Origin of the sequence: Streptomyces sp. NBC_01537, assembly GCF_045040445.1 — a bacterium.
Lineage (GTDB): Bacteria > Actinomycetota > Actinomycetes > Streptomycetales > Streptomycetaceae > Actinacidiphila.
This window is the reverse complement of the sequence record NZ_CP109392.1, coordinates 4,626,206-4,646,579: the sequence shown is the minus strand read 5'-3', so window position 1 is coordinate 4,646,579 and position 20,374 is coordinate 4,626,206. Positions and strand designations below refer to the sequence as shown.

At 70.7% G+C, this 20,374-nt stretch carries 17 protein-coding genes; 7 read left to right on the top strand and 10 right to left on the bottom strand.

Annotated features, from left to right (window positions below):
- Window positions 1–112: 112 nt before the first annotated feature.
- Window positions 113–1,186, top strand: coding sequence for a lactonase family protein (locus tag OG607_RS21340; protein WP_405725640.1), 1,074 nt, complete (start codon window positions 113–115; stop codon window positions 1,184–1,186).
- Here the strand turns inward: OG607_RS21340 and OG607_RS21335 are convergent.
- The gene (locus OG607_RS21335) at window positions 1,179–3,170 is read right to left on the bottom strand and encodes a hypothetical protein (RefSeq protein ID WP_405725637.1); all 1,992 of its coding nucleotides are present in this window, start codon (window positions 3,168–3,170) and stop codon (window positions 1,179–1,181) included. The two genes, OG607_RS21340 and OG607_RS21335, sit on opposite strands and share 8 nt — an antisense overlap.
- Window positions 3,171–3,365: 195 nt before the next feature.
- Window positions 3,366–4,436, bottom strand: a complete 1,071-nt coding sequence (locus tag OG607_RS21330; protein WP_405725634.1) for an AbfB domain-containing protein — start codon at window positions 4,434–4,436, stop codon at window positions 3,366–3,368.
- Between the two features lie 210 nt (window positions 4,437–4,646).
- Between OG607_RS21330 and OG607_RS21325 the strand changes: the two genes are divergently transcribed.
- Window positions 4,647–6,425: a hypothetical protein gene (locus OG607_RS21325; RefSeq protein ID WP_405725631.1), complete on the top strand. Its 1,779-nt coding sequence runs from the start codon at window positions 4,647–4,649 to the stop codon at window positions 6,423–6,425.
- Here the strand turns inward: OG607_RS21325 and OG607_RS21320 are convergent, their stop codons facing one another.
- Window positions 6,426–7,037 carry a dihydrofolate reductase family protein gene (locus tag OG607_RS21320; protein ID WP_405725628.1) on the bottom strand — a complete coding sequence of 204 codons (612 nt, stop codon included), beginning with the start codon at window positions 7,035–7,037 and terminating at the stop codon, window positions 6,426–6,428.
- Window positions 7,038–7,164: 127 nt separating this feature from the next.
- On the opposite strand from OG607_RS21320, the gene OG607_RS21315 reads away from it, so the two are divergent.
- Window positions 7,165–8,040: an NAD(P)-dependent oxidoreductase gene (locus tag OG607_RS21315; RefSeq protein WP_405725625.1), complete on the top strand. Its 876-nt coding sequence runs from the start codon at window positions 7,165–7,167 to the stop codon at window positions 8,038–8,040.
- 17 nt (window positions 8,041–8,057) lie between these two features.
- On the opposite strand, the gene OG607_RS21310 is transcribed toward OG607_RS21315, so the two are convergent.
- A complete protein-coding gene (locus tag OG607_RS21310; protein WP_405725622.1) occupies window positions 8,058–9,653 on the bottom strand; it encodes a subtype B tannase in 1,596 nt (531 codons plus the stop codon).
- Window positions 9,654–9,840: 187 nt separating this feature from the next.
- Here OG607_RS21310 and OG607_RS21305 point away from each other — a divergent pair, with 187 nt between their 5' ends.
- Window positions 9,841–11,892, top strand: a complete 2,052-nt coding sequence (locus OG607_RS21305) for a S9 family peptidase (RefSeq protein ID WP_405725619.1) — start codon at window positions 9,841–9,843, stop codon at window positions 11,890–11,892.
- A 19-nt stretch (window positions 11,893–11,911) separates the two neighbouring features.
- Here the strand turns inward: OG607_RS21305 and OG607_RS21300 are convergent, their stop codons facing one another.
- The 3 genes from OG607_RS21300 to OG607_RS21290 form a co-directional block, all read right to left on the bottom strand.
- Window positions 11,912–12,427, bottom strand: coding sequence for an FBP domain-containing protein (locus tag OG607_RS21300; protein ID WP_405725616.1), 516 nt, complete (start codon window positions 12,425–12,427; stop codon window positions 11,912–11,914).
- Window positions 12,428–12,474: 47 nt separating this feature from the next.
- Entirely contained in the window at window positions 12,475–12,885 is a 411-nt protein-coding gene (locus tag OG607_RS21295; protein ID WP_405725613.1) for a hypothetical protein, read from the bottom strand.
- A gap of 94 nt (window positions 12,886–12,979) precedes the next feature.
- Window positions 12,980–13,837 (bottom strand): NAD(P)H-binding protein, encoded by an 858-nt coding sequence (locus tag OG607_RS21290; RefSeq protein WP_405725610.1) that lies wholly within the window; start codon window positions 13,835–13,837, stop codon window positions 12,980–12,982.
- Window positions 13,838–13,929: 92 nt separating this feature from the next.
- Here OG607_RS21290 and OG607_RS21285 point away from each other — a divergent pair, with 92 nt between their 5' ends.
- From OG607_RS21285 to OG607_RS21275, 3 genes are all read left to right on the top strand, one after another.
- Window positions 13,930–14,352 (top strand): MarR family winged helix-turn-helix transcriptional regulator, encoded by a 423-nt coding sequence (locus OG607_RS21285; RefSeq protein ID WP_405725607.1) that lies wholly within the window; start codon window positions 13,930–13,932, stop codon window positions 14,350–14,352.
- A gap of 190 nt (window positions 14,353–14,542) precedes the next feature.
- Window positions 14,543–15,712 carry an alpha-hydroxy-acid oxidizing protein gene (locus OG607_RS21280; RefSeq protein ID WP_405725604.1) on the top strand — a complete coding sequence of 390 codons (1,170 nt, stop codon included), beginning with the start codon at window positions 14,543–14,545 and terminating at the stop codon, window positions 15,710–15,712.
- A 356-nt stretch (window positions 15,713–16,068) separates the two neighbouring features.
- Entirely contained in the window at window positions 16,069–17,658 is a 1,590-nt protein-coding gene (locus tag OG607_RS21275; RefSeq protein WP_405725601.1) for an arabinofuranosidase catalytic domain-containing protein, read from the top strand.
- Between the two features lie 58 nt (window positions 17,659–17,716).
- Here the strand turns inward: OG607_RS21275 and OG607_RS21270 are convergent, their stop codons facing one another.
- Genes OG607_RS21270 through OG607_RS21260 form a run of 3 tightly spaced genes read right to left on the bottom strand, consistent with a single transcriptional unit; the run spans window position 17,717 to window position 20,290 of the window.
- On the bottom strand, window positions 17,717–17,905 hold the full coding sequence (locus OG607_RS21270) for a YbdD/YjiX family protein (protein ID WP_405725598.1): 189 nt from the start codon (window positions 17,903–17,905) through the stop codon (window positions 17,717–17,719).
- Window positions 17,906–17,913: 8 nt separating this feature from the next.
- Window positions 17,914–20,037 (bottom strand): carbon starvation CstA family protein, encoded by a 2,124-nt coding sequence (locus OG607_RS21265; RefSeq protein ID WP_405725595.1) that lies wholly within the window; start codon window positions 20,035–20,037, stop codon window positions 17,914–17,916.
- A 49-nt stretch (window positions 20,038–20,086) separates the two neighbouring features.
- Entirely contained in the window at window positions 20,087–20,290 is a 204-nt protein-coding gene (locus OG607_RS21260; RefSeq protein ID WP_405725592.1) for a DUF3311 domain-containing protein, read from the bottom strand.
- Between the last annotated feature and the right edge of the window lie 84 nt (window positions 20,291–20,374).

Genomic DNA, 20,374 nt, shown 5'->3' with positions numbered 1-20,374 from the left:
GCGGGCTGGTCGCTCCGTTCTCCCCCAGCCTTCGGCCGGGGGGACCCCCACGCGCCCCTTGGGCGCGCCGTTGCCCACCCGCCTACACCCCGAGGAACCCGAGGACATCCCCATGCCCGCGCACATTCTCGTCCACGCCGGCTCCTACACCCCGGACACCGGCGGTGACGGCACCGGACTCACCGCCCTGCGGCTCGACCCGGCCGGCGGCTCGCTCACTGCCGAGCCGGGGCTGCCGGACGTACCCGTCAGCGGGCCGTCGTTTCTGGCGGCGCATCCCTCGGGGCGTGTCGTGTACTGCACCAACGAGGCCGAATCCGGCACCGTCAGTGCCTTCGCCCGGCAGCCCGACGGGGCGCTCGTGCCGGTCGGTGACCCGGTGCCCAGTGGCGGGGCCAACCCGTGCCATCTGAGCGTGCACCCCGGCGGGGGCTGGCTGCTGACCGCGAACTACGGCACGGACACCGCGCCCGGCACGGTCGGCGTTCTCCGGCTCGACGCGGACGGGGTTCCCGTCGAGCTCACGGACGTCGCGGTCCACGAGGGCTCGGGCCCGGTGGCCGGCCGTCAGGAGGGCACGCACGCCCACCAGGTGGTCACCGACCCGGAGGGCCGTTTCGTTCTCGCGGTGGACCTGGGGGCGGACGCGGTGTTCGCGTACCGTCTGGACACCGTCGCCGGCACCCTGGAGCAGGCCGCCGTCAGCCGTGTCACGCCCGGATCCGGCCCCCGGCACCTCGCGTTCGCGCCTGCCGGGGACGTGGTGTGGATCGCGGACGAGCTGTCCTCCAGCATCTCCGGCCTGCGCTACGACACCGGGACCGGGACACTCAGCCCGGTCTCCCGTACTCCGGCGACCATGGCGCTGGGCCTGGGCACGCCCAACCAGCCGGGTGGCATCGTCGCGTCACGCTGCGGGCGCTTCGTGTGGGTGACCAACCGGGGTGCCGACACGGTGGCCGCCTTCCGGGTCGCCGGCCCGGGCGACATCCTCTACCCGATCACCGAGACCCCCAGCGGGGGCGAGTGGCCGCGCGGCCTGTCCCTGGCCGGGGGTCATCTGCTCGTCTCCAACCAGCGCAGCGGCACGCTCGCCGCGCTCCGGATCCTGGACACCGGAGCCCTCGAACAGCGGGCTCCGGCGGCGGCGGTTCCGTCGGTCATCTGCACCGTCACCGTCAGCTGACCTTGACGGTCCAGGTCGCGGAGTAGGTGTCGGCCAGTCGCGTGGTCGCCGGGCGGTAGACACGCAGCTTCCAGGTCCCGGTCCGGGAGAAGGTGATCTTTCCGGTGGCGGTGCCGGTGGTCCCGGAACCGGTCAGGGTCGTGCTGGTGAGGGTGACCCAGGTGCCGTCGCTCTTCTGCCGCTGGAATAGCACGGGGGTGCCCTTGACCAACGGGGAGCTGCTCGCGGTGAAGGCGACGGTCCTGCCCCGGGCGGCCTTGGTCGCGGGCGTCTTCACGGTCAGCTTCGCCTTCACCTTTGTGGTGAGGTTGCTGCTGGTGGAGGCCACCCAGGCCAGGTTCTTGGCGGCGGTGACGGCACGCCAGACACCGTTGCGCGAGGCCGTCGTGGTGAAGGCCGCCTTGCCGGCGCTGTCGGCGGTCCTGGTGGCGGCCGTCTTCCAGGTGGTGGTCCCGGCGGCCTTGAACTGGAAGCTGACCTTGGCCCCGGCCGCGGCGGTGCCGCCGGTCTTCGTGACCTTCGCGGTGTAGGCGGCCTTGCCGCCGTACGTGATGGTGGCCGGGCCGGTGAGCTTGGTCGAGGTGGCGGCCAGGACGCGCAGCGGCAGTTCGCTGGTGGTGGTGTCGCCGTACTGGGAGACGATGGTCAGCTTGACCTCGTGCACCCCCGGGTCCACGGCCTTCCAGCTGCCGGACGGCTGCGCGGGGTAGCTGCCGGTCGAGACGGTCGTGCCGTCCACGGCCAGGGTCCAGCTCTCGGCCCGGCTGATGCCGTCCTCGGCGGAGGTGGTCGCGGCGGCCTTCCAGGTGTGGCCGGCGACCGGGAAGTCGCTGAAGCCCGCCGTCCAGGTCGGCTCGACCGACGAGACGACGGTGACGGGCACCTCGGTGCGGCCGTGGGCACCCCGGTTGTCGACCGCGTCGAAGGTCAGCGTGTGGGCGCCGTACGGGAGGACGTTGTCGCCCAGCGTGACGCTGAGGCCGGCGGTGTCGCCCTCGTAGGTGTAGCCCCACACCGGCGTGGTGACCAGCGCCTTGCCGTCGAGCAGCAGACTGGTGCTGACCGGGTAGGCGTAGTTGAGGTCGGAGGGGAACGCCTTCGTCAGGCCCTTGGGGTACGCATAGCTCAGGGCGATGCTGCCCATGCCGGGGTTGATGACCGAGGCCAGCTGCGGGGTGAGCGTGAAGCCGTGGTCGACCAGCGTGTCGGCCAGCACCGGAGTGCCGGCCCGGCCGTCCTTGTCGTACGCGACGACCCACTGCTGGAGGTACAGCTCCGACGGGACGGCACTGGTGTCCACCGTGCCGGTCCACACGCCGTCGCCGTCGGGGTCCGTCAGGTCGACGGGCGCGGGCCAGGCGCTGCTGGAGGAGAAGAACCGTACGCCGGACACCCCGTTGTCGCCGGACGCCACGGCCCGCAACGACAGCGTGTCGTCGGCGCTGAGGCCGATGGCCTGGTGGGTGGCCCAGGCGGCGTTGTCGTCCGCGGGCAGGTCCGGGAGGCTGACGACCGGCTCGTTGTTGTCGACCGTGACGGTGGTGTCGGCCGTCACCGTGCGCGGGCGGGGGCTGTTGACCTCGATGTGGATGTCGCGCGAGCCGTCGTTCACCAGCGGCACGGCCACGCCGTTCGTGGTGCCGCCGAACTGCTGGGTGGCCGTGGTGTCCAGGGCCGCGTGCAGCGTGCACGACGGCAGGCAGTCGCCGGCCGCCAGGGCGATGGTCTGCTTCACCGTTCCGGTGCCCGGGCCGTAGCCGCTGATGCTCACGACGGCGCTGGTCGGCTCGTCGTCCGGGTCACCCTGCACGGTGAAGGTGACATCGGCCGTACCGGAGATCGTCTGTCCGGCGCTGATGTTGTCGAACGTGATGACGGCACCGGCGTCGTCCGCCATGGCGAACGGGGCGGGAGCGGCGGTGATCAGCAACGCCGCGCTCGCGCAGGCGGCAGTGAGGTATCCGGCGGACCGGGATATGGCCACGACTTTCCTATCGGCTCAGAACTGGCTCAGGACCGGCCGCTGCCCGCCGTTGGGAAGCCGGGAAGCCCGGGAGAAATGTGCCGCCGTTGTGGGGGTGGCGTGAAGATCCTCGGTCTCGCCGAATCGGCGTGTCAAGGGCGTTACGCCTGGTCGTACAGGGTTTGCCCATCCATGGACAGCCCTTGACCGGACGGGTCAGCCCAGTGACGCGCCGAGCTGGAAGGAACTGTCGTCGCGGAAGCCGGAGCTGTCCTGGTATGGGTCGATCCACAGCTGGTACTGGCGGTGACGCAGGTAGTAGCCCGGGTAGTTGTAGGACGCGAACGAGACGGAGCCGCTGACCGATCCCTCGTGGGGGCAGAAGGTCGCGTCCTGCTCGAAGAGCGTCGAGCCGTCATCGGCCATGAGATGGATCCGGAAGTCCTCGTGCCGGAAGTATCTGCCGTCCTCCGACTTGAAGGAGTAGCAGCTCGGGTCGGCGAGCCCGGTCACCAGGGTGAAGGTCGCGGCCTGGCGGGTCTGGGCGGAGTCGGTGCTGCTCACGCGGTCGAGGTAGCCGAGATCGTCGCTGTGGGCGGTGAGGTATCTGTCGGGGTAGTTGACCGACTCCAGCGAGCGCGCGGTGGAGGTCTGCGGGGTGGTGGCGCTGTCGGTGGGATCGGCCGTGCCCCCGGTGCCCGAGGTCGCGGTGGCGGTCGCCGAGCCGCCCGAGCCGCCCGCCACGCCCGGCAGTCCGGACAGCCGGCGCGGCGCCGAACTGGGTTCGGCCAGGGCGCTGTTCGTACCGGAGGGGCTGCTGTCGGCCGACGGGCTCGCGGAGGCCGTCCCGGACGGGCCGGGCGACTGGCTGCCGTGCTTGCCGGGCGGCGAGGCGCTGATGAGGGGGCCGCGGTTGCCGTCGCTGGGGGCGTCCTGGATGTCGACGTACTGGCTGGCGCCGTCGGACTCGCTGCCGGAGGTCATGCCCCAGGCCGCCAGGGCCATGGCGGCGGCGCCCGCGGTGGCCAGGGCGACGGCGACCAGGTAGCGGGGCCGGCGCCTTCGGACGCCGGCCGGCACCGGGGTCACCTGCCCACGCCGGGGGACGTACGGAACGGGCGGGAAGGGCGGCTTGAGGACGAGCTCCCGCGTATCCGGTGCGGACGCGTGCACGAGGTGTGTGTTCGGCCGGGGCGCGATCTCGCCGGTGAAGGTGACGTACGGCCGGACCCCCATCGGATCGGGGTCGTCGGGCACCACGGGATCGTTGCTCTCCTCAGCGGCCACCGGTGGGGGTCCTCCTGGTCGTGACACTGCCGAAGTCAGATCTTGATGGCCATATATGTACTACAAACGGCGACTTCACGGCTAGACAGTGCCGGCACTACCTGCCGGTGGAACCTCGCGGGCGCAACTTCCCTCTACACGGTGTAGTGGAGGTTGCCCCCGCCACCCGCGACAGCCGTGCGGCGGGGCCAGAACGAGGGGAAGGCCGACATGGATGACGGCCCCCGCACCGGTGGCGGTATCCGCCTTGGCGGCACCGGCCTGCGGCAGCGCGACGTGCCGGTTCCGGTGACACCGCCCCGGACCGCGGTCCCGGGAGCCGCCGGCGGCGGCGCGGCGCAGCAACTGCACCGGGCGCTGACGCTGGTTGCAGTCGTCAGCCTGTTCATCGGCACCCGGTCCGCGTGGACGGACGCGGTGGCCTCGCACCTGCCGGTCGCCGGGATCATCACCGCCTGCTACGCGGGGATCCTGCTCTGCGGCGTGCTCACTCTGGCCGTACGGGGCGGGCGGGCCCTGGCGCGGGTCGACCTGGGAGTGCTGGCGCTGGCGGTCGTCCTGGTGGTCTGCGGCTACTGGCTCAACCACTCCGGCAGCGACGAGGGCGTACTGACCGCCCAGGCCGCGAAGGAGATCCTGCGCGGGCACCTGATCTACGGACAGCCCTGGCCCCAGCTGTTCGGCGCCCATGGCGTCGGCATCACGAAGACCATGTCCGGCGGCGCCGACTACACCTACGGCTACCCGCCGCTGACCGCGCTGCTCGCGGCTCCGGTGCACGCCGTCGTGCACTCCACGGCCGCCGCCACCATGGTGACCACCGGCGCCCTGATCGCCGGTTCGGTCCTGCTGTGGATCATGCTGCCGACGCCCTGGCGGCCCGCCGCCACCGCCGTGTGCCTCGGCTTCGGCCTGCTGCCCGACTACGCCCGGGACGGCTACCCCGCCATCGTCGCCCTCGCCCTCCTCGTCCCGGCAGTGGTCCGGTGGCCCGCCACCGGCTCCGGCGGCAGGCTCGGGCGCGGCGGCGTGCTGCGGGCGGCGTGCCTCGGCGCGGCCTGCGCCTCCCAGCAACTCGCCTGGTTCCTGACCCCGTTCCTGCTCATCGGCCTGTACGCCGTCCGGCGCGGCGAACTCGGGCCCAGGGCCGCCCTGGCCGTGCTCGCGCGCTACACCGGCGTCGCCACCCTGACCTGGGCGGCCATCAACGCCTACTTCGCCGCCCAGAACCCCCACGCCTGGCTGACCGGGGTGCTGCTCCCGCTCACCCAGAAGGGGATCCTGCACGGGCAGGGCATCATGGGCATCTCCTACTACTTCACCGACGGCAGCAGCCGCCTGGACTACTACTCCTACGGCAGCATCCTGCTGCTCCTGGGCCTGCTGGCCGCCACCTTCCTGTTCGTCCGGCGGCTCGGCCCGGCGCTGACCGTCCTGCCCTGGCTGGCCTTCTACTTCGCCGTCCGCTCCCAGGACGGCTACTTCCTGATGATGACCCCGCTGTGGCTCGCGGCCGCCGCCACCGTCCCCACCACCGCACTCGCCACCGCCTGGCAGCCCCGGCTGCCCCGCCCGCTGACCGGCCGCCGGGCCAAAGCCGCCCTGGTGGCGGGGCTGCTCGCTCCCGCCGTTCTCTGCGCCGGTGTCGCCGCCGCCAGCCCGCCGCCGCTGCGCATGAGCGTCACGGCGCGCTTCACCGACCGGCCCCACCATGCGATCACCGCCGTCACCGTACGGGCCGTCAACACCACCGGCACGGCGCTTCCCCCGCACTTCGCAAGCCGCGCCGGCCAGGGCGCCTCCGGCTGGTGGACCGTCACCTCCGGCCCTGCCATCCTCGCCCCGCACGCCTCGGCCACCTACGTCCTCAGGCCGCCGAACGGCTCGTACCGGCCGCCCGGCGGAAAGCACCCCCGCTTCTACCTCATCGCGGTCACCGGCACCCCGATGACGATCACCACCGCCGCCATCCCGCTCACCGCCCCCTGACTACTGAGGCTGGGGCAGGTGGGTCTTGGCGTCCTCATAGGTGGCGTCGGCGGCCGGCTCGGCCGGGGCGTAGATCAGGTTCAGTACGCCGGTCCGGAAGGTCTCGGACGAGAGCAGCCGCAGCGGGACCGCGGTGTCGCCCTCGTCGAACAGCCGCATGCCCTTGCGGACGGCGATCGGGTGCACCAGCAGCTGCAGTTCGTCCAGCAGGCCGGCGGCCAGCAGCTGGCGGACGACGGAGACCGAGCCGCTCAGGCCGATGTTGCCGCCCGGCTCGTTCTTCAGGGCGGTGACGGCCTCGACGAAGTCGCCCTGGAGCTGCTCGGAGTTCCGCCAGGTGAAGTCGAGCTTCTGCGTCGACACGACGATCTTGCGTGCGTCGCCGAGCTTCTTCGCGAAACCTGCGTCCTCCTCGCCTGCCGCCTCACGCTCGGGCCACGCCCCGGCGAAGCTGTCGTAGGTCTTGCGGCCGAACAGGACGGTGTCCGCGGCGCCGAGGGTCGCGTCGACGGCGGCGCCCATCTCGTCGCTGAAGTAAGGGAAGTGCCACTGGTCGGGTGCCTCCACGACCCCGTCGAGTGAGATGAACAGGCCGGCGGTGATCTTCCTCATGATGTCCTCCAGGAGCGGGTGGTCGGTGAACCCTGTCCCTTGGTCAGACGACGGTAGTCCGGGGAACTCATCGCCGCCCGTAGAGTTCCAGACGCGTCAGCGCCGCGACGAAGGAGAAGACGTCATCATGGCCGACAAGCTCACCGTGGGTGTTCTGGGCACCGGGATCATGGGGGCCGCGATGGCCCGCAACCTGGTCCGGGCCGGGCACACCGTCCGCGTCTGGAACCGCACCCCGGCCAAGGCCGAGCCGCTGGCCGCCGACGGCGCGCAGATCGCCGGCACGCCCGCCGAGGCCGTGCGGGATGCCGATGTGGTCCTCACCATGCTGTACGACGGACCCGCCGTCCTGGAGGTCATGCGGAAGGCCGTCCAGGGCTTGCGTCCCGGCACCGTCTGGGCGCAGTCGACGACCGCCGGGATCGAGTCCGTCGGCGAGCTGGCCGGCTTCGCCCGTGAGCACCGGCTGGTCTTCTTCGACGCGCCGGTGCTCGGCACCCGCGAGCCGGCGGAAGCCGGGCAGCTGACGATCCTGGCGGCGGGCCCGGAGCAGGGCCGGGAGGCCGTGACGCCGGTCTTCGACGCCGTCGGCGCGCGCACCCTGTGGACCGGCGAGGACGGCGCGGCGGGCAGCGCCACCCGCCTCAAGCTGGTCGCCAACAGCTGGGTCCTGGCCGCCACCAACGCGGCGGGAGAGGTCCTGGCCCTGGCGCAGGCCCTCGGCGTGGACCCGCAGAGCTTCCTCGGCCTCATCGCGGGCGGCCCGCTCGACATGGGCTACCTGCACGCCAAGATCGCCCTCATCCTGGAGAACCGCCTGTCGCCGGCCAGCTTCGCGGTCGCCACCGCCGCCAAGGACGCCCGTCTGATCGTCGAGGCCGGGCAGCAGCACGGCGTCCGCCTCGACGTGGCCGCCGCCGGCGCCGACCGCCTCGCCCGCGCGGCCGCCCAGGGCCACGCGGACGAGGACATGGCCGCCGCGTACTACGCCAGCTTCGACTAGGTCCTAGGGTCAGGGCCTTACTTCTTGTGGCCCGTGACCTTGGCGATCCACGTGATGAAGTCGCCCGGGTCGGTGTTCGACCCGTGGCCCTCGTCCCAGTAGTACGCGGTGTTGACGTCGTCGCCCAGGTTCTCGAGGCTGACGGAGAGGTTGCTGACGACCGACAGCGAGGTGTCGCTGTCCTTGGTGCCGACCCGGATCCACCAGTGCTTCGAGCGGCTGGGGTTGTGCTTCTTGATGAAGTACATGGGGTTCATCAGGTTGAGCTTCTCGGGCAGGTCGCTGTCGAGCCGCGCGCTGCTGCTGCCCTCGTGACGCAGGCTGTACAGGGTGAAGTGCCGGGCCGAGGTCGTCCCCGTACCGAACTCGTTGTTCTCGCCCGCGGAGAGGTCGAAGGCGTCGAAGGCCGGGGTGTCCTTCTTGCGTGCGCCGACGTGCGTGAGGAAGTCCGCCCAGGTGAAGGTCGCCTTGCCGCCGGACCAGGTGATGAAGGTGTTCGCGGCGAGGTACGTCGAGCGGTCGGAGTCCGACAGGGCCGCGAGGTACTTGGTGGCCGACGGCTGGAGGTAGGTCTCCACGAGGTACTCGTCGAGGTTGCGTGCCGTGATGCGTCCGAAGCCGTGCTTCCCCTGGAGCTTGAGGGAGGCCTGGTAGTCGACGAACGCGGAGCTCAGCTCCTTGGACACGGTCTGGTCGACGAGCGAGCCGGTGCTCAGCTCGTTGCTGCCCCAGTTCCACTCGTACGCCATGTCGGCGTGTTCGAGGTCGGTGATCGGGCACCAGTCGCCGCTGGCGAAGATCGCGTCGCTCGCGTCGGCCGCGCCGAGCTCCTTGAGGTAGGAGTCGTACAGCGGGCTGTCGCCGGACGCGCCGAGCAGGGCGGACAGGGCGCCGCCGGCGCTGGTTCCGGAGGAGACGATGCGGTCGGTGTTGCCGGGGATGCGGCCCTTGTTGAAGCGGACGTACTTCACCGCGGCCTTGAGGTCCACGATGGCGGCGGGCGCGGTGCCGTAGTAGACGCCGTCCGAATCGACGAGGGTCCGGCCCCGGGCACCCGGCTCGACGACGACGTAGCCGGCCGCCAGGGCCAGCTTGGCGTTGCTGACCATCTCGCCCTGGGCGTTCACCTGCGCGTTGCCGCCGGACTGCACCTCGCCCGTGCCGGTGCTGCTGGACGCCGAGGCGCTGGCACTGGCGCCGGCGCCGGCGCCGCCCGTGCCGGTGGGGGCGCCGGTCATCGCGGCACCGCCTACGCCGGTGGCGTCCGCCACCGATGAGGGCAGATAGCCGCCCACCGAGTTGGCGAAGAGGATGGGGGCGTCGGTGGCGTCGACCGCGGTGCCGTCGATCTCGACGGGGACGCTGACATTCAGGCTCTGGTACTTCTCGTCCACCGGGTTGGTGACGTAGGTGATGGCCTTGTAGAAGTGGTACGTCACCGCCTTGTCGCCGTCGTCCGTGGTGATGGTCGTCGTCACGGTGGTGTAGTCGTCCTTGTCGAAGACCAGGGTGTCCGACGACCCCGAGGACTTCGTGCCGCTCTCTTCGGAGGCCTGCGCGCTCCAGGCGATGCCGCCGATCGTCGCGGCGCCGACGGTCGCGCCCAGTCCCATGACGACGCTCCTGCGCTTCACTGCCCTGTGCTTCACTGGTCTCTCCCATTCGCGGCAGAACTGCCTGCACGTGCGGTTGTGAGACCCAAGCTAGATAGCTTGCCTACAAAATTGTTTACAATTTTGCTGATAAATTGATGAGAGTCGGTCTGGTGCGCGGCCCGTCCCGCGGCCCAGGATGATCCCCATGCCTGAATCACCTGAGTCACCTGAATCAAGCGCCTTCCACGACCTGACCGAGTTCATCGCGCTGCCCAGGATCTCCTCGCTGGCCCTGTCGCCCGACGGAACACGTCTGGTGACGGTCGTGCAGGAGCTCTCCGCCGACCGCACCAGGTTCGTCGGTGCCCTGTGGGACGTCGACCCGTCCGGGGAGCGTCCGGCCCGGCGGCTCACCCGCTCCGGCCGCGGCGAGTCCGCCCCCGGGTTCCTGCCCGACGGCACCCTGCTCTTCCTCTCCTCCCGCCCGGTCGCGGACCCCGGCGAGGACGAGGACGACAAGCGGGAGGCGGCGCTGTGGAGCCTGCCGGCGGACGGCGGCGAGGCATCGCAACTGCTGGCCAGGGCCGGTGGGATCGGCGAGTACGCCACCGCAGCCGGGGCCTCCCGCATCGCATTAGCGGCCTCCCTGCTGCCCGGCGCGGCCGACGCCGAGCAGGATGCGCAGCTGCGCGAGGCCCGCGAGAAGGCCAAGGTCTCGGCGATCCTGCACGAGTCGGTGCCGGTGCGGTACTGGGACCACGACCTCGGCCCTGGCGTCCCACGGGTGTTCACCGTCGCGGACCCTGTCGGCGACCCCGCCGTGGTGGACTGCGGAGAGCGCCGGATCTCCGCGTACGAGGGCATGGCACTGTCCCCCGACGGCTCACTGATCGCCTACGCGGCGGCCGTCGGCACGCTCCCCGACGAGCTGCGTGGCGCGATCGTGATCGCGGACGCCGTCACGGGCAAGCAGCTGCGGGTCCTGGAGTCCCCCGAGGCGGAGTTCGCCGCACCGGCCTTCACCCCCGACGGCCGCCATCTGGTCTGCGTACGGGAGCAGCGGATCACCTGGGACGAGCCCGGCGACCTCACGCTGTGGCTGGTGGACGCCACCGATCCCGGGGACCCCGGACACGACCTGCTCCCCGGGTTCGACAACTGGCCGCATTCGCCGGTCGTCTCCCCGGTGCCCGGCGAGGACGGCACGCCGGTGGTGTACTTCACCGCCGACGAGGCCGGGCACGCCCCGGTCTTCCGGCTCTCGGCCGGCAGCGGCGACCTGGTCAGGCTGACCGCCTCGGGCGCCCACACCGACCTGGCCGTCAGCCCCGACGGCAGCACTCTGTACGCGCTGCGCTCGGCGGTCGACAGCCCGCCCGCCCCCGTACGCCTCGATCCCGCCGCGCCCGGCGGCGAGCCGGTGCCCCTGCCGTGCCCCGGGCAGGTGGGCGAGCTGCCCGGCAGCCTCACCGAGGTCCACACCACCGCCGAGGACGGCACCGCGCTGCGCGCCTGGCTGGTCCTGCCCTCCGGCGCCGGCGCCGACACCCCCGCGCCCCTGCTGCTGTGGGTGCACGGCGGCCCCCAGACCAGCTGGAACGCCTGGCACTGGCGCTGGAACCCCTGGGTGGCCGCGGCCGCCGGTTACGCGGTTCTGCTGCCGGATCCGGCCCTGTCCACCGGCTACGGGCAGCAGATGCACCGGCGCGGCTGGGCGCACTGGGGCGGGGCGCCGTACGAGGACGTCATAGCGCTGACCGACGCCGCGCTGCTGCGCGGCGACCTCGACGCCGGGCGCACCGCGATGATGGGCGGCTCGTACGGCGGCTACATGGCGAACTGGATCGCCGGCCAAACCGACCGCTTCAAGGCGATCGTCACCCACGCCAGCCTGTGGAACATGTCCGCCTTCGGCGGGGTCACCGACTTCCCGGCCTACTGGATGCGGCGTCAGGGCGACCCGCTGGTCCGCACCGAGCGCTACGACCGCGAGTCCCCGCACCTGCGCGCCGCGAAGATCAGCACGCCGATGCTGGTGATCCACGGCGACAAGGACTACCGCGTACCGATCGGCGAGGCCCTGGCCCTCTGGAACGACCTGGCGCGGTTCGAGGTCCCGGCGAAGTTCCTTTACTTCCCGGACGAGGGCCACTGGATCCTCAAGCCGAACAACATCCGCCTCTGGTACGCCACCGTGCTCGGCTTCCTCGCACACCACGTGCTGGGCGAGCAGTGGCAGCGCCCCGACCTGCTCTGACGCAACCGGCCGGTACGCGCTATACGCGCGTGCCGGTCACCTTCGCCAGGAAGCCGTCGAGGTTGCGCACCGTACGGGCGATCTGCTCGTCCAGCGTGAGCGTCTCCTCCAGCCGCTTGGCCGCCCCCGAGGTCTTCTTGCCGCGCATATAGAGCGAGCACGCCAGATCCGCGCACATATAGAGGGCCACCGTGTTGCCCTGCCGTCCCGCCGCCCCGGCCAGCGGTGCCGCCAGCAGGTCCACCCCGCCGCCCGGATGCCCGGTCAGGCAGAGCGAGCACAGGCTGCTGCGCATCAGGTTCCGCCGCGCCCCCGCCGCGATCCGCATCGTGATCCCGACCGGCCCCGCGCCGTCCTCCGTCCCCGGCCGCACCAGATACGCCCGGTCCGGCGCGCCCGCGTCCCGCCACCCCAGGAAGTCCAGATCCCCCCACGGCAGCTCCCCCAGCTCCCGGGGCAGACTGATCCGCTTCGCCTCGCCTTTGGAGCAGTTGACGAACGAGCTGCGGATCTGCGTCTCACCGAGGGGGTCCATGCGCGCGAAGCTAACAGCGCGGCCGCGCAGCTGTCGCCGTAATTTCGCTACCGTCGCCGGCGCCGCCGTCTCTTGGGTCGCGTCACCCACCGTCGCAGCTGGGCGACGGCGGCTTCCTTGGCCTCCGAGATCCGCACGGGCTCTCTGGAACTGGTCATGAAGGCGGAGATGGGCGTCCAGCGCTTTCTCCCGTTGGGCGCGGTCCAGCGCACTGCGGGGAAGTCCGTGATCGCGACGATGCTGTCTCGCGGAATCACACGGGTACGCAAATAGCCGCGAACCGTCACGTCCGCATGGACGCAGGTGACGCCGAGCCGGTAGCCCCGCACCGCGACCACTGCCGAGGCGAGGAAGGCCAGGAGGGCGGCGATCCTTGGCCACGGATCGGTGGCCGAGACCGCGTAGGCGGTACAGCCGACCGCGGGCACCACGCCGAGGACGCTGTTCGCCAGCCGCATTCCTCTGGACGGTGACAGCTCCACGTGACCCCCTGACCGAGTGTGCGTTGGGAAGCGAGCATACAAACCGGCTGGTCACGAGGCGCGACGCGGGTCAGGCCGGCCGGCGGAACGCGTCGGCGTTACGCGCGCACCAGTCCGTGAAAGTGCGCGGCCTGCGTCCGAGCAGTCGCTCCGCGGTGTCCGTCCGGAACCCGACGGTGTCGGCGCGCATGAGGGCGAAGCCCTCCGTGACGGCGTCGGCGAGTGCCCGGGGCGCCCCGTTGGGGAAGCGGGACCGGACGGACTCGGCCGGTGTGGCGGCTTCCCGGACTTCGATGTCGCGGCCGATCGTCCGGGCGATGATCCGGACCTGCTCGGTGACGGTGAAGGTCTCGTCGCCGGTGAGAACGTACTCCTTGCCCCGGTGGCCGTCCTCGGTCAGTGCGAGGGCGGCGACCGCGGCGATGTCCGCGGGGTCGATCGGCGCGTAGCGGCCCGGGCCGACGGGGTCGAGGACGTAGCCTCCCTCGCGGATGGTGGGCAGCCAGTCGAGGGCGTTGGTCATGAAGCCGCCGGGCCGCAGGAATGTGGCGGGTATGCCGCAGGCGCGGATGATCTCCTCGCGCCGGTGGTGCCAGCGGCCCATGGCGGGTATCGGGTCGAGCGTGACGTGGGCGGACGACAGGTGCACGATGTGGCTCACCCCGGCGGCCTCGGCGGCGGCGATGGCGGAGGCGGTGTAGTCGATGCCGATGCCCTGTGTGAGCAGGAACAGCTTGTCGACGCCTTCGAAGGCGGGCGTCAGCGTCGCGGGTTCCCCCAGGTCGCCGACCGCGCGCTCGGCGCGCCCGGGCAGCCCGGCGGCGCGGGCGGGGTCGCGGACGAGGATGCGTAACTTGGCGCCCCTGGCGTCGAGTTCGCGGGTGAGCTCGCGGCCGATGTTCCCGGTGGCTGCGGTGACCAGTATCATCTGGACTCCCTCAAATCGTTTGCCGTCTAGCGATTTCCGGAGGGACGTTAGCCGGTAAATGATTAGCCGTCAATCGACTCCGAAAGGCCGCGATGGCTGAGTTCCTGGACCTGCACGGCAGAACCTCGAAGGTGCTCCGGGCCCTGGCCGACGGGGCCATGCGGCGCCATGGACTGCACCTGGGACAGAACTACCTGCTCGCGGTGCTGTGGGAACGGGACGGCAGCACGCCTGGCGAGATCGCCGCCGCGCTGAACGTCACGACGCCCACCGTCGTCAAGATGGCTGACCGGATGACCACTGCCGGGCTGCTCACCCGTCGCCGCGACGACCGGGACAACCGCCTCGTCCGCCTCTGGCTCACCGACGCGGGGCGTGCGCTGCGGGAGCCGGTCGAGGCGGAACGGCGGTTGATCGAGGAGAGGGTCACCGCAGACCTCACCGAGACCGAACGCGAGCACCTCCTGCGGGCGCTGGCGAAGATCCACCGGTCGGCGAGCGAGCTGCTGAGCTAGTGCTGTGGCCGGGAAGGTTCGCCGGGTTGCGCAGCCCGCCGGCTGCGCTTTGTCCTCAATCGCCGGACGGGCTGAATTCAGCCCGTCCGGCGATTGAGGACGGAACCGGAAGCCGGACGGACCCGGCAAATCATTCCGGTCACCGCACTAGGCCCTGTCCGGCATGGACGCGATGGGAAAGGGACAACGCATGGGACAGCCGTTCGGCTCCTACCAGAACGAGATCTACTTCGACGGGCTGAGCGGTGAGCTGCCGCGCTTCCCGATGGGCTTCGCGGAGCTGGAGGCCAGTGCACAGGCGGCGATGCCGCCCTCCGTGCGGTCGTACGTCGCGGGTGGTGCGGGCGACGAGCGCACCCAGCGGGCCAATGTGGCCGCCTTCGACGGCTGGGGGCTCGTGCCCCGGATGTTCGTCGGTGCCGCCGAGCGCGATCTGTCCGTGGAGTTGTTCGGGATGAGCCTGCCCTCACCGGTGTTCATGGCCCCGGTGGGCGTCATCGGCCTGTGTTCCCAGGACGGGCACGGTGACCTGGCCACCGCGCGAGCCGCCGCCCGCACCGGAGTGCCGATGATCGCCTCCACGCTCTCCGTCGATCCGATGGAGCAGGTCGCCGCCGAACTCGGCGACACCCCGGGTCTGTTCCAGCTCTACACGCCCACCGACCGCGAACTCGCCGCGAGCCTTGTCCACCGCGCCGAACAGGCGGGTTACAAGGGCATCGTGGTCACCCTGGACACCTGGATCACCGGCTGGCGCCCCCGCGACCTGGCCACCGGCAACTTCCCCCAGCTGCGCGGCCACTGCCTGGCCAACTACCTCAGCGATCCGGTCTTCCGGGCCTCGCTGGCGGCCACGCCCGAGGAGGATCCGCAGTCCGCGATCCTGCGCTGGGTCCAGATCTTCGGCAACCCGCTCACCTGGGACGACCTGCCCTGGCTCCGCTCCCTGACCGACCTTCCGCTGATCGTCAAGGGCATCTGCCACCCGGAGGACGTACGCCGGGCCAAAGACGCGGGCGTGGACGGGATCTACTGCTCAAACCACGGCGGCCGTCAGGCCAACGGCGGCCTCCCCGCCCTCGACGCGCTCCCCGGCGTCGTGGACGCCGCCGACGGTCTCCCGGTCCTGTTCGACTCCGGAATCCGCAGCGGAGCCGACATCGTCAAGGCCATCGCCCTGGGCGCCTCCGCCGTCGGCATCGGCCGCCCGTACGCGTACGGCCTCGCCCTTGGCGGCACCGACGGCATCGTCCATGTGCTCCGCTCACTCCTCGCCGAGGCCGACCTGATCATGGCCGTCGATGGCTACCCCGCTCTCGCCCACCTCACCCGTGAATCCCTCCAGCGCGTCGTTGCATGACGGTCTGCCTGCTATGAGGACTTGTTAGCGCAAACATTCGAGGCTGGTCAAGACCCCTGGAACCACTCATTCCCAGACCTGCCGAACGAGCCGTCACCGGGGATCAAGCGCCCATACTTTCCCAAGTCTTGACGGTCCCGCAGTGTTGACCGGCCGTTAATCTCGGCGTAAAAAGACGGAGCTAAGTAGCCGGGCTGTGCCCGTGCGACTGCGCGAGAAATGAACACGTATGCCATCCGGGCCGGCGTTGGGCTGCCGTCCTGGCGGCTGCGCATGCCTACTCGACCCAGTGGAGGTTCTGAAACGGCGGCATCGTCCGAGGATCGATGTTAGCGCTAACAATTTCCTGTTGAGCGATGCCGATGCACACGCGCCAGGGCCAGGCGTCAAAGGTCCCCGTGCCCGCCGGCGCGGGGCTCGACAAGAACGCAAGAGGGAAGAGGTTCACCGTGATAGCCAGTCATCTGAGACGATTTCTGCTGTCCGTGGGTGCGGTCCTCGCGCTCATCGCAGGCATCCTGGCCGGGACCATCGGCACCGCGGGCACGGCCCAGGCCGCCACGTCGCTGCCGTGCGACATCTACGCCGCCGCCGGGACCCCGTGCGTCGCCGCGCACAGCACGACGCGGGCGCTCTACGCGGCGTACAGCGGCTCGCTCTACCAGGTCAAGCGCGCGTCGGACTCCACGACCACCAACATCGGGACGCTCGCCGCGGGCGGCTACGCCAACGCCGCCGCGCAGGACACGTTCTGTTCCGGGACGACCTGCATCATCACGAAGATCTACGACCAGAGCGCGAAGCACAACGACCTCACCATCGAGGGGCCGGGCGGGAACGGCGGACAGGACGTCGGCGCGATCGCCAACGCGCTGCCGGTGACGGCCGGCGGCCATTCGGTCTACGGGGTCTTCGTGTCGCCCGGTGTCGGCTACCGCGACAACAGCACCTCGGGCGTCGCGACGGGCAGCAACCCGGAGGGCGCGTACATGGTGACCAGCGGCCACCATGTGAACAACCGCTGCTGCTTCGACTACGGCAACGCCGAGACCTCCGGCAACGACACCGGCAACGGCCACATGGACGCGATCAACTTCGGCACGGAGTGCTGGTTCTCGTGCTCCGGTGCCGGATCGGGTCCCTGGGTCGAGGCGGACCTGGAGAACGGGCTCTTCTTCGGAGGAAACGGAGCCAACTCCAACAACAAGGGGAACTCCAGCGAGTTCGTCACCGCCCTCACGAAGAACAACGGCACGTCGACCTACGCCATCAAGGGCGGCAACGCGCAATCGGGCAGCCTGACCACCTGGTACAACGGGAGCCTGCCCACCACCGGCGGATACATCCCGATGAGCCTGGAGGGCGCCATCGTCCTGGGCACCGGCGGTGACAACAGCAACGGTTCCGACGGGTCCTTCTTCGAGGGCGTCATGACCTCCGGATATCCGACGGACGCCGCAGACAACGCCGTCCAGGCCAATGTCGTCTCCGTCGGCTACGCGACCCCGACCGCCACCTTCCCGGTCGCGGGCACCGCCTACCGGCTGACCAACGTCAACAGCGGCAAGGTCCTCGACGCGGTGAACTGCGGGACCGCCAACGGCACCGCGATCCAGCAGTGGACCTCGCTCGGCAACACCTGCCAGCAGTGGAAGTTCGCCAGCGCCGGCAACGGCCACTACACCATCACCAACGTCAACAGCGGGACGACCCTGGACTCCGTGAACTGCGGTCAGTCCAACGGCACGTCCCTCAACCTTTGGGCCGCCCTCGGCAACCTCTGCCAGCAGTGGGACGTAACCAAGGTCGGCAGCCACTACACCATCAGCAACGTCTACAGCGGCAATGTGCTCGACGTGACGAACTGCGGCACCGCGAACGGGGTCGTCGTCCGCCAGTGGCAGCAGCTCGACAACACCTGCCAGCAGTGGGACATCGCCCCCTGACCGAACCGACCGGCCCGGCCGGGGGCACCCACGTGGGTGCCCCCGGCCGGGCCGGCGGTCAGCAGCAGCGGCTGCCGGGGCGCAGCTCCTGGTGCCGGGTGCGCAGCACCTCGTACTCCCGGCGGGTCGGAACGGGGGCCTGCGGGTGGGCCTGGCGGTGGCGTTCGCAGTAGCGGTCGTACTCCGCCTCGCCGGTGAACTCGCTTACGTACCAGCGCAGTCCGTCCAGCAGTCGGCGCGGGCTCATACCCGCCGTCATTCGCGGGCTCCGGCGAGTGCCTCGCGGGGCTGCGGGGCGGCGGGGACGTCGAGGAGGGACTCGGTGTACGGGGCCTCGCTGGTCGGCAGCGGGGTGGGGGAGCGCAGCGCCCGTACGCACACCACCGCGGCGTTGGCGATCACGGTGGCGACGAGGACGAGGAAGAGCGCGATCAGGACGCCGTCGACGGTGGAGTTGGTGACCACGGTGTGCATGTCGTCGAGGGTCTTCGCGGGCGCCAGTACGGTGCCCGAGGAGATGCCGTCGGCGTAGCGGGCCCGCTGGGCGAAGAAGCCGACGCGCGGGTCGTCGGAGAAGATCTTCTGCCAGCCGGCGGTGAAGGTGACCGCGACCGTCCAGGCGAGCGGGACGCCGGTGACCCAGGCCCAGCGCAGCCGCCCGGACTTGACGAGCACGGTGGTGGCGAGGGTGAGGGCGACGGCGGCGAGGAGCTGGTTGGCGATGCCGAACAGCGGGAAGAGCTGGTTGATGCCGCCGAGCGGGTCGGTGGCCCCGGTGTAGAGGAAATACCCCCAGGCGGTGACGACCAGGGCGCTGGCGGCCCAGATGCCGGGCTTCCAGTTGACCCGCGCCATCGGCTTCCAGACGTTGCCGAGCATGTCCTGGAGCATGAAGCGGCCCACCCGGGTGCCCGCGTCCACGGTGGTGAGGATGAAGAGCGCCTCGAACATGATCGCGAAGTGGTACCAGAAGGCCTTCATCGCGTTGCCGCCGAAGACCCCGGAGAAGATCTCCGACATGCCGACCGCCAGGGTGGGCGCCCCGCCGGTACGGGCGATCAGGGTCTGTTCCTCGACGGCCTTGGCGGCCGCGGTCAGCTGCTCGGGGGAGATGGTGAAGCCGAGCCCGGCCACCGCGTGGGAGGCGGACTGGGCGGTGGCGCCGAGCAGCCCGGCGGGGGCGTTCATCGCGTAGTACAGGCCCGGGTCGAGGACGGAGGCGGCGATCAGCGCCATGACGGCGACGAACGACTCCATCAGCATGGCGCCGTAGCCGATCATCCGGACCTGCGACTCCTTCTGGATCAGCTTCGGCGTGGTCCCGGAGGCCACCAGCGAGTGGAAGCCGGACAGCGCGCCGCAGGCGATGGTGATGAACAGGAACGGGAAGAGCGACCCGGCGAAGACCGGTCCCTGGCCGGAGGAGGCGAAGGGGCTCACGGCGTCGGCCTTCAGGGTGGGCGCGGTGACCACCACACCGGCCGCGAGCAGCGTGATGGTGCCGACCTTCATGAAGGTGGAGAGGTAGTCGCGCGGCGCCAGCAGCATCCACACCGGCAGGACCGAGGCGACGAAGCCGTAGCCGACGAGACAGAACACCAGGGTCGTCGGGCTCCAGGCGAAGGCGCCGGCGAGCGAGGAGTTCTCGATCCAGCCGCCGCCGACGATGGCCAGCAGCAGCAGCGCGACCCCGATCACGCTGGTCTCGACGACCCGCCCCGGGCGCAGTACGCGCAGGTAGAAGCCCATGAGCAGGGCGATGGGGATGGTCATGGCGACCGAGAAGGTGCCCCACGGGGAGCGCGCGAGGGCGTTGACGACGACCAGCGCCAGCACCCCGAGCAGGATGATCATGATGACGAAGACCGAGATCAGCGCCGCCGTCCCGCCGACCTTCCCGATCTCGTCGCGGGCCATCTGGCCGAGCGACTTGCCATCCCGTCGCATCGACAGGAACAGCACCACCATGTCCTGCACCGCCCCGGCGAAGATCACCCCGGCGACGATCCAGATCGTCCCCGGCAGATACCCCATCTGCGCCGCCAGTACCGGCCCGACCAGCGGTCCGGCCCCCGCGATCGCCGCGAAGTGGTGGCCCAGCAGCACCCGGCGGTCGGTCGGCTGGTAGTCGACCCCGTCCTCCAGCCGCTCGGCCGGGGTCGCCCGGCTGTCGTCGAGCTGCAGCACCCGGCGGGCGATGAACCGGGAGTAGAAGCGGTAGGCGATGGCGTACGAGCCCAGCGCGGCGACCACCAGCCACACGGCGGAGATCTCCTCGCCCCGGGCCAGGGCCACCATGGCCCAGCCGATCGCGCCGAGCAGGCCGACAGCGGTCCACAGCAGGACCGATCTCGGGTTCGTACGAAGAGATCCGGGCATGACGGCTCCTCACCTTGGCAGGTGCGTAAGAGGGGAGTTGCTGAACGGGTCAGGGCTTGGGCGGGCGCCCGGTGAGCAGGTACGCCGCGAGCAGGGCGACGCTGCACGCCGGCACCCAGGCGAGCTGGTACCAGTAGAAGAACGGCACCCCGGCCAGCCGCGGCCGGTCCTGCGCGTACCAGGGCACCCAGAGCAGGGCGACGACCGGAACGAGCAGGCAGACGGCAGCCGTGGTGCGTGCGATTCGTGCCACAGTGCCCTCCTCGTTCCGTTCGGTCTGTGCAAGAGTTGCCGCCACCCGTGGTTCGGTTGACAGCTGATTTCAAGAAGATTTCCG

Excerpts from the sequence above, each read along its gene's own strand:
- OG607_RS21340 (WP_405725640.1), top strand. The coding sequence starts at position 113 with ATGCCCGCGCACATTCTCGTCCACGCCGGCTCCTACACCCCGGACACC.
- OG607_RS21325 (WP_405725631.1), top strand. The coding sequence starts at position 4,647 with ATGGATGACGGCCCCCGCACCGGTGGCGGTATCCGCCTTGGCGGCACC.
- OG607_RS21320 (WP_405725628.1), bottom strand. The coding sequence starts at position 7,037 with ATGAGGAAGATCACCGCCGGCCTGTTCATCTCACTCGACGGGGTCGTG.
- OG607_RS21315 (WP_405725625.1), top strand. The coding sequence starts at position 7,165 with ATGGCCGACAAGCTCACCGTGGGTGTTCTGGGCACCGGGATCATGGGG.
- OG607_RS21310 (WP_405725622.1), bottom strand. The coding sequence starts at position 9,653 with ATGGGACTGGGCGCGACCGTCGGCGCCGCGACGATCGGCGGCATCGCC.
- OG607_RS21305 (WP_405725619.1), top strand. The coding sequence starts at position 9,841 with ATGCCTGAATCACCTGAGTCACCTGAATCAAGCGCCTTCCACGACCTG.
- OG607_RS21300 (WP_405725616.1), bottom strand. The coding sequence starts at position 12,427 with ATGGACCCCCTCGGTGAGACGCAGATCCGCAGCTCGTTCGTCAACTGC.
- OG607_RS21295 (WP_405725613.1), bottom strand. The coding sequence starts at position 12,885 with ATGCGGCTGGCGAACAGCGTCCTCGGCGTGGTGCCCGCGGTCGGCTGT.
- OG607_RS21290 (WP_405725610.1), bottom strand. The coding sequence starts at position 13,837 with ATGATACTGGTCACCGCAGCCACCGGGAACATCGGCCGCGAGCTCACC.
- OG607_RS21285 (WP_405725607.1), top strand. The coding sequence starts at position 13,930 with ATGGCTGAGTTCCTGGACCTGCACGGCAGAACCTCGAAGGTGCTCCGG.
- OG607_RS21280 (WP_405725604.1), top strand. The coding sequence starts at position 14,543 with ATGGGACAGCCGTTCGGCTCCTACCAGAACGAGATCTACTTCGACGGG.
- OG607_RS21275 (WP_405725601.1), top strand. The coding sequence starts at position 16,069 with ATGCCGATGCACACGCGCCAGGGCCAGGCGTCAAAGGTCCCCGTGCCC.
- OG607_RS21270 (WP_405725598.1), bottom strand. The coding sequence starts at position 17,905 with ATGAGCCCGCGCCGACTGCTGGACGGACTGCGCTGGTACGTAAGCGAG.
- OG607_RS21265 (WP_405725595.1), bottom strand. The coding sequence starts at position 20,037 with ATGCCCGGATCTCTTCGTACGAACCCGAGATCGGTCCTGCTGTGGACC.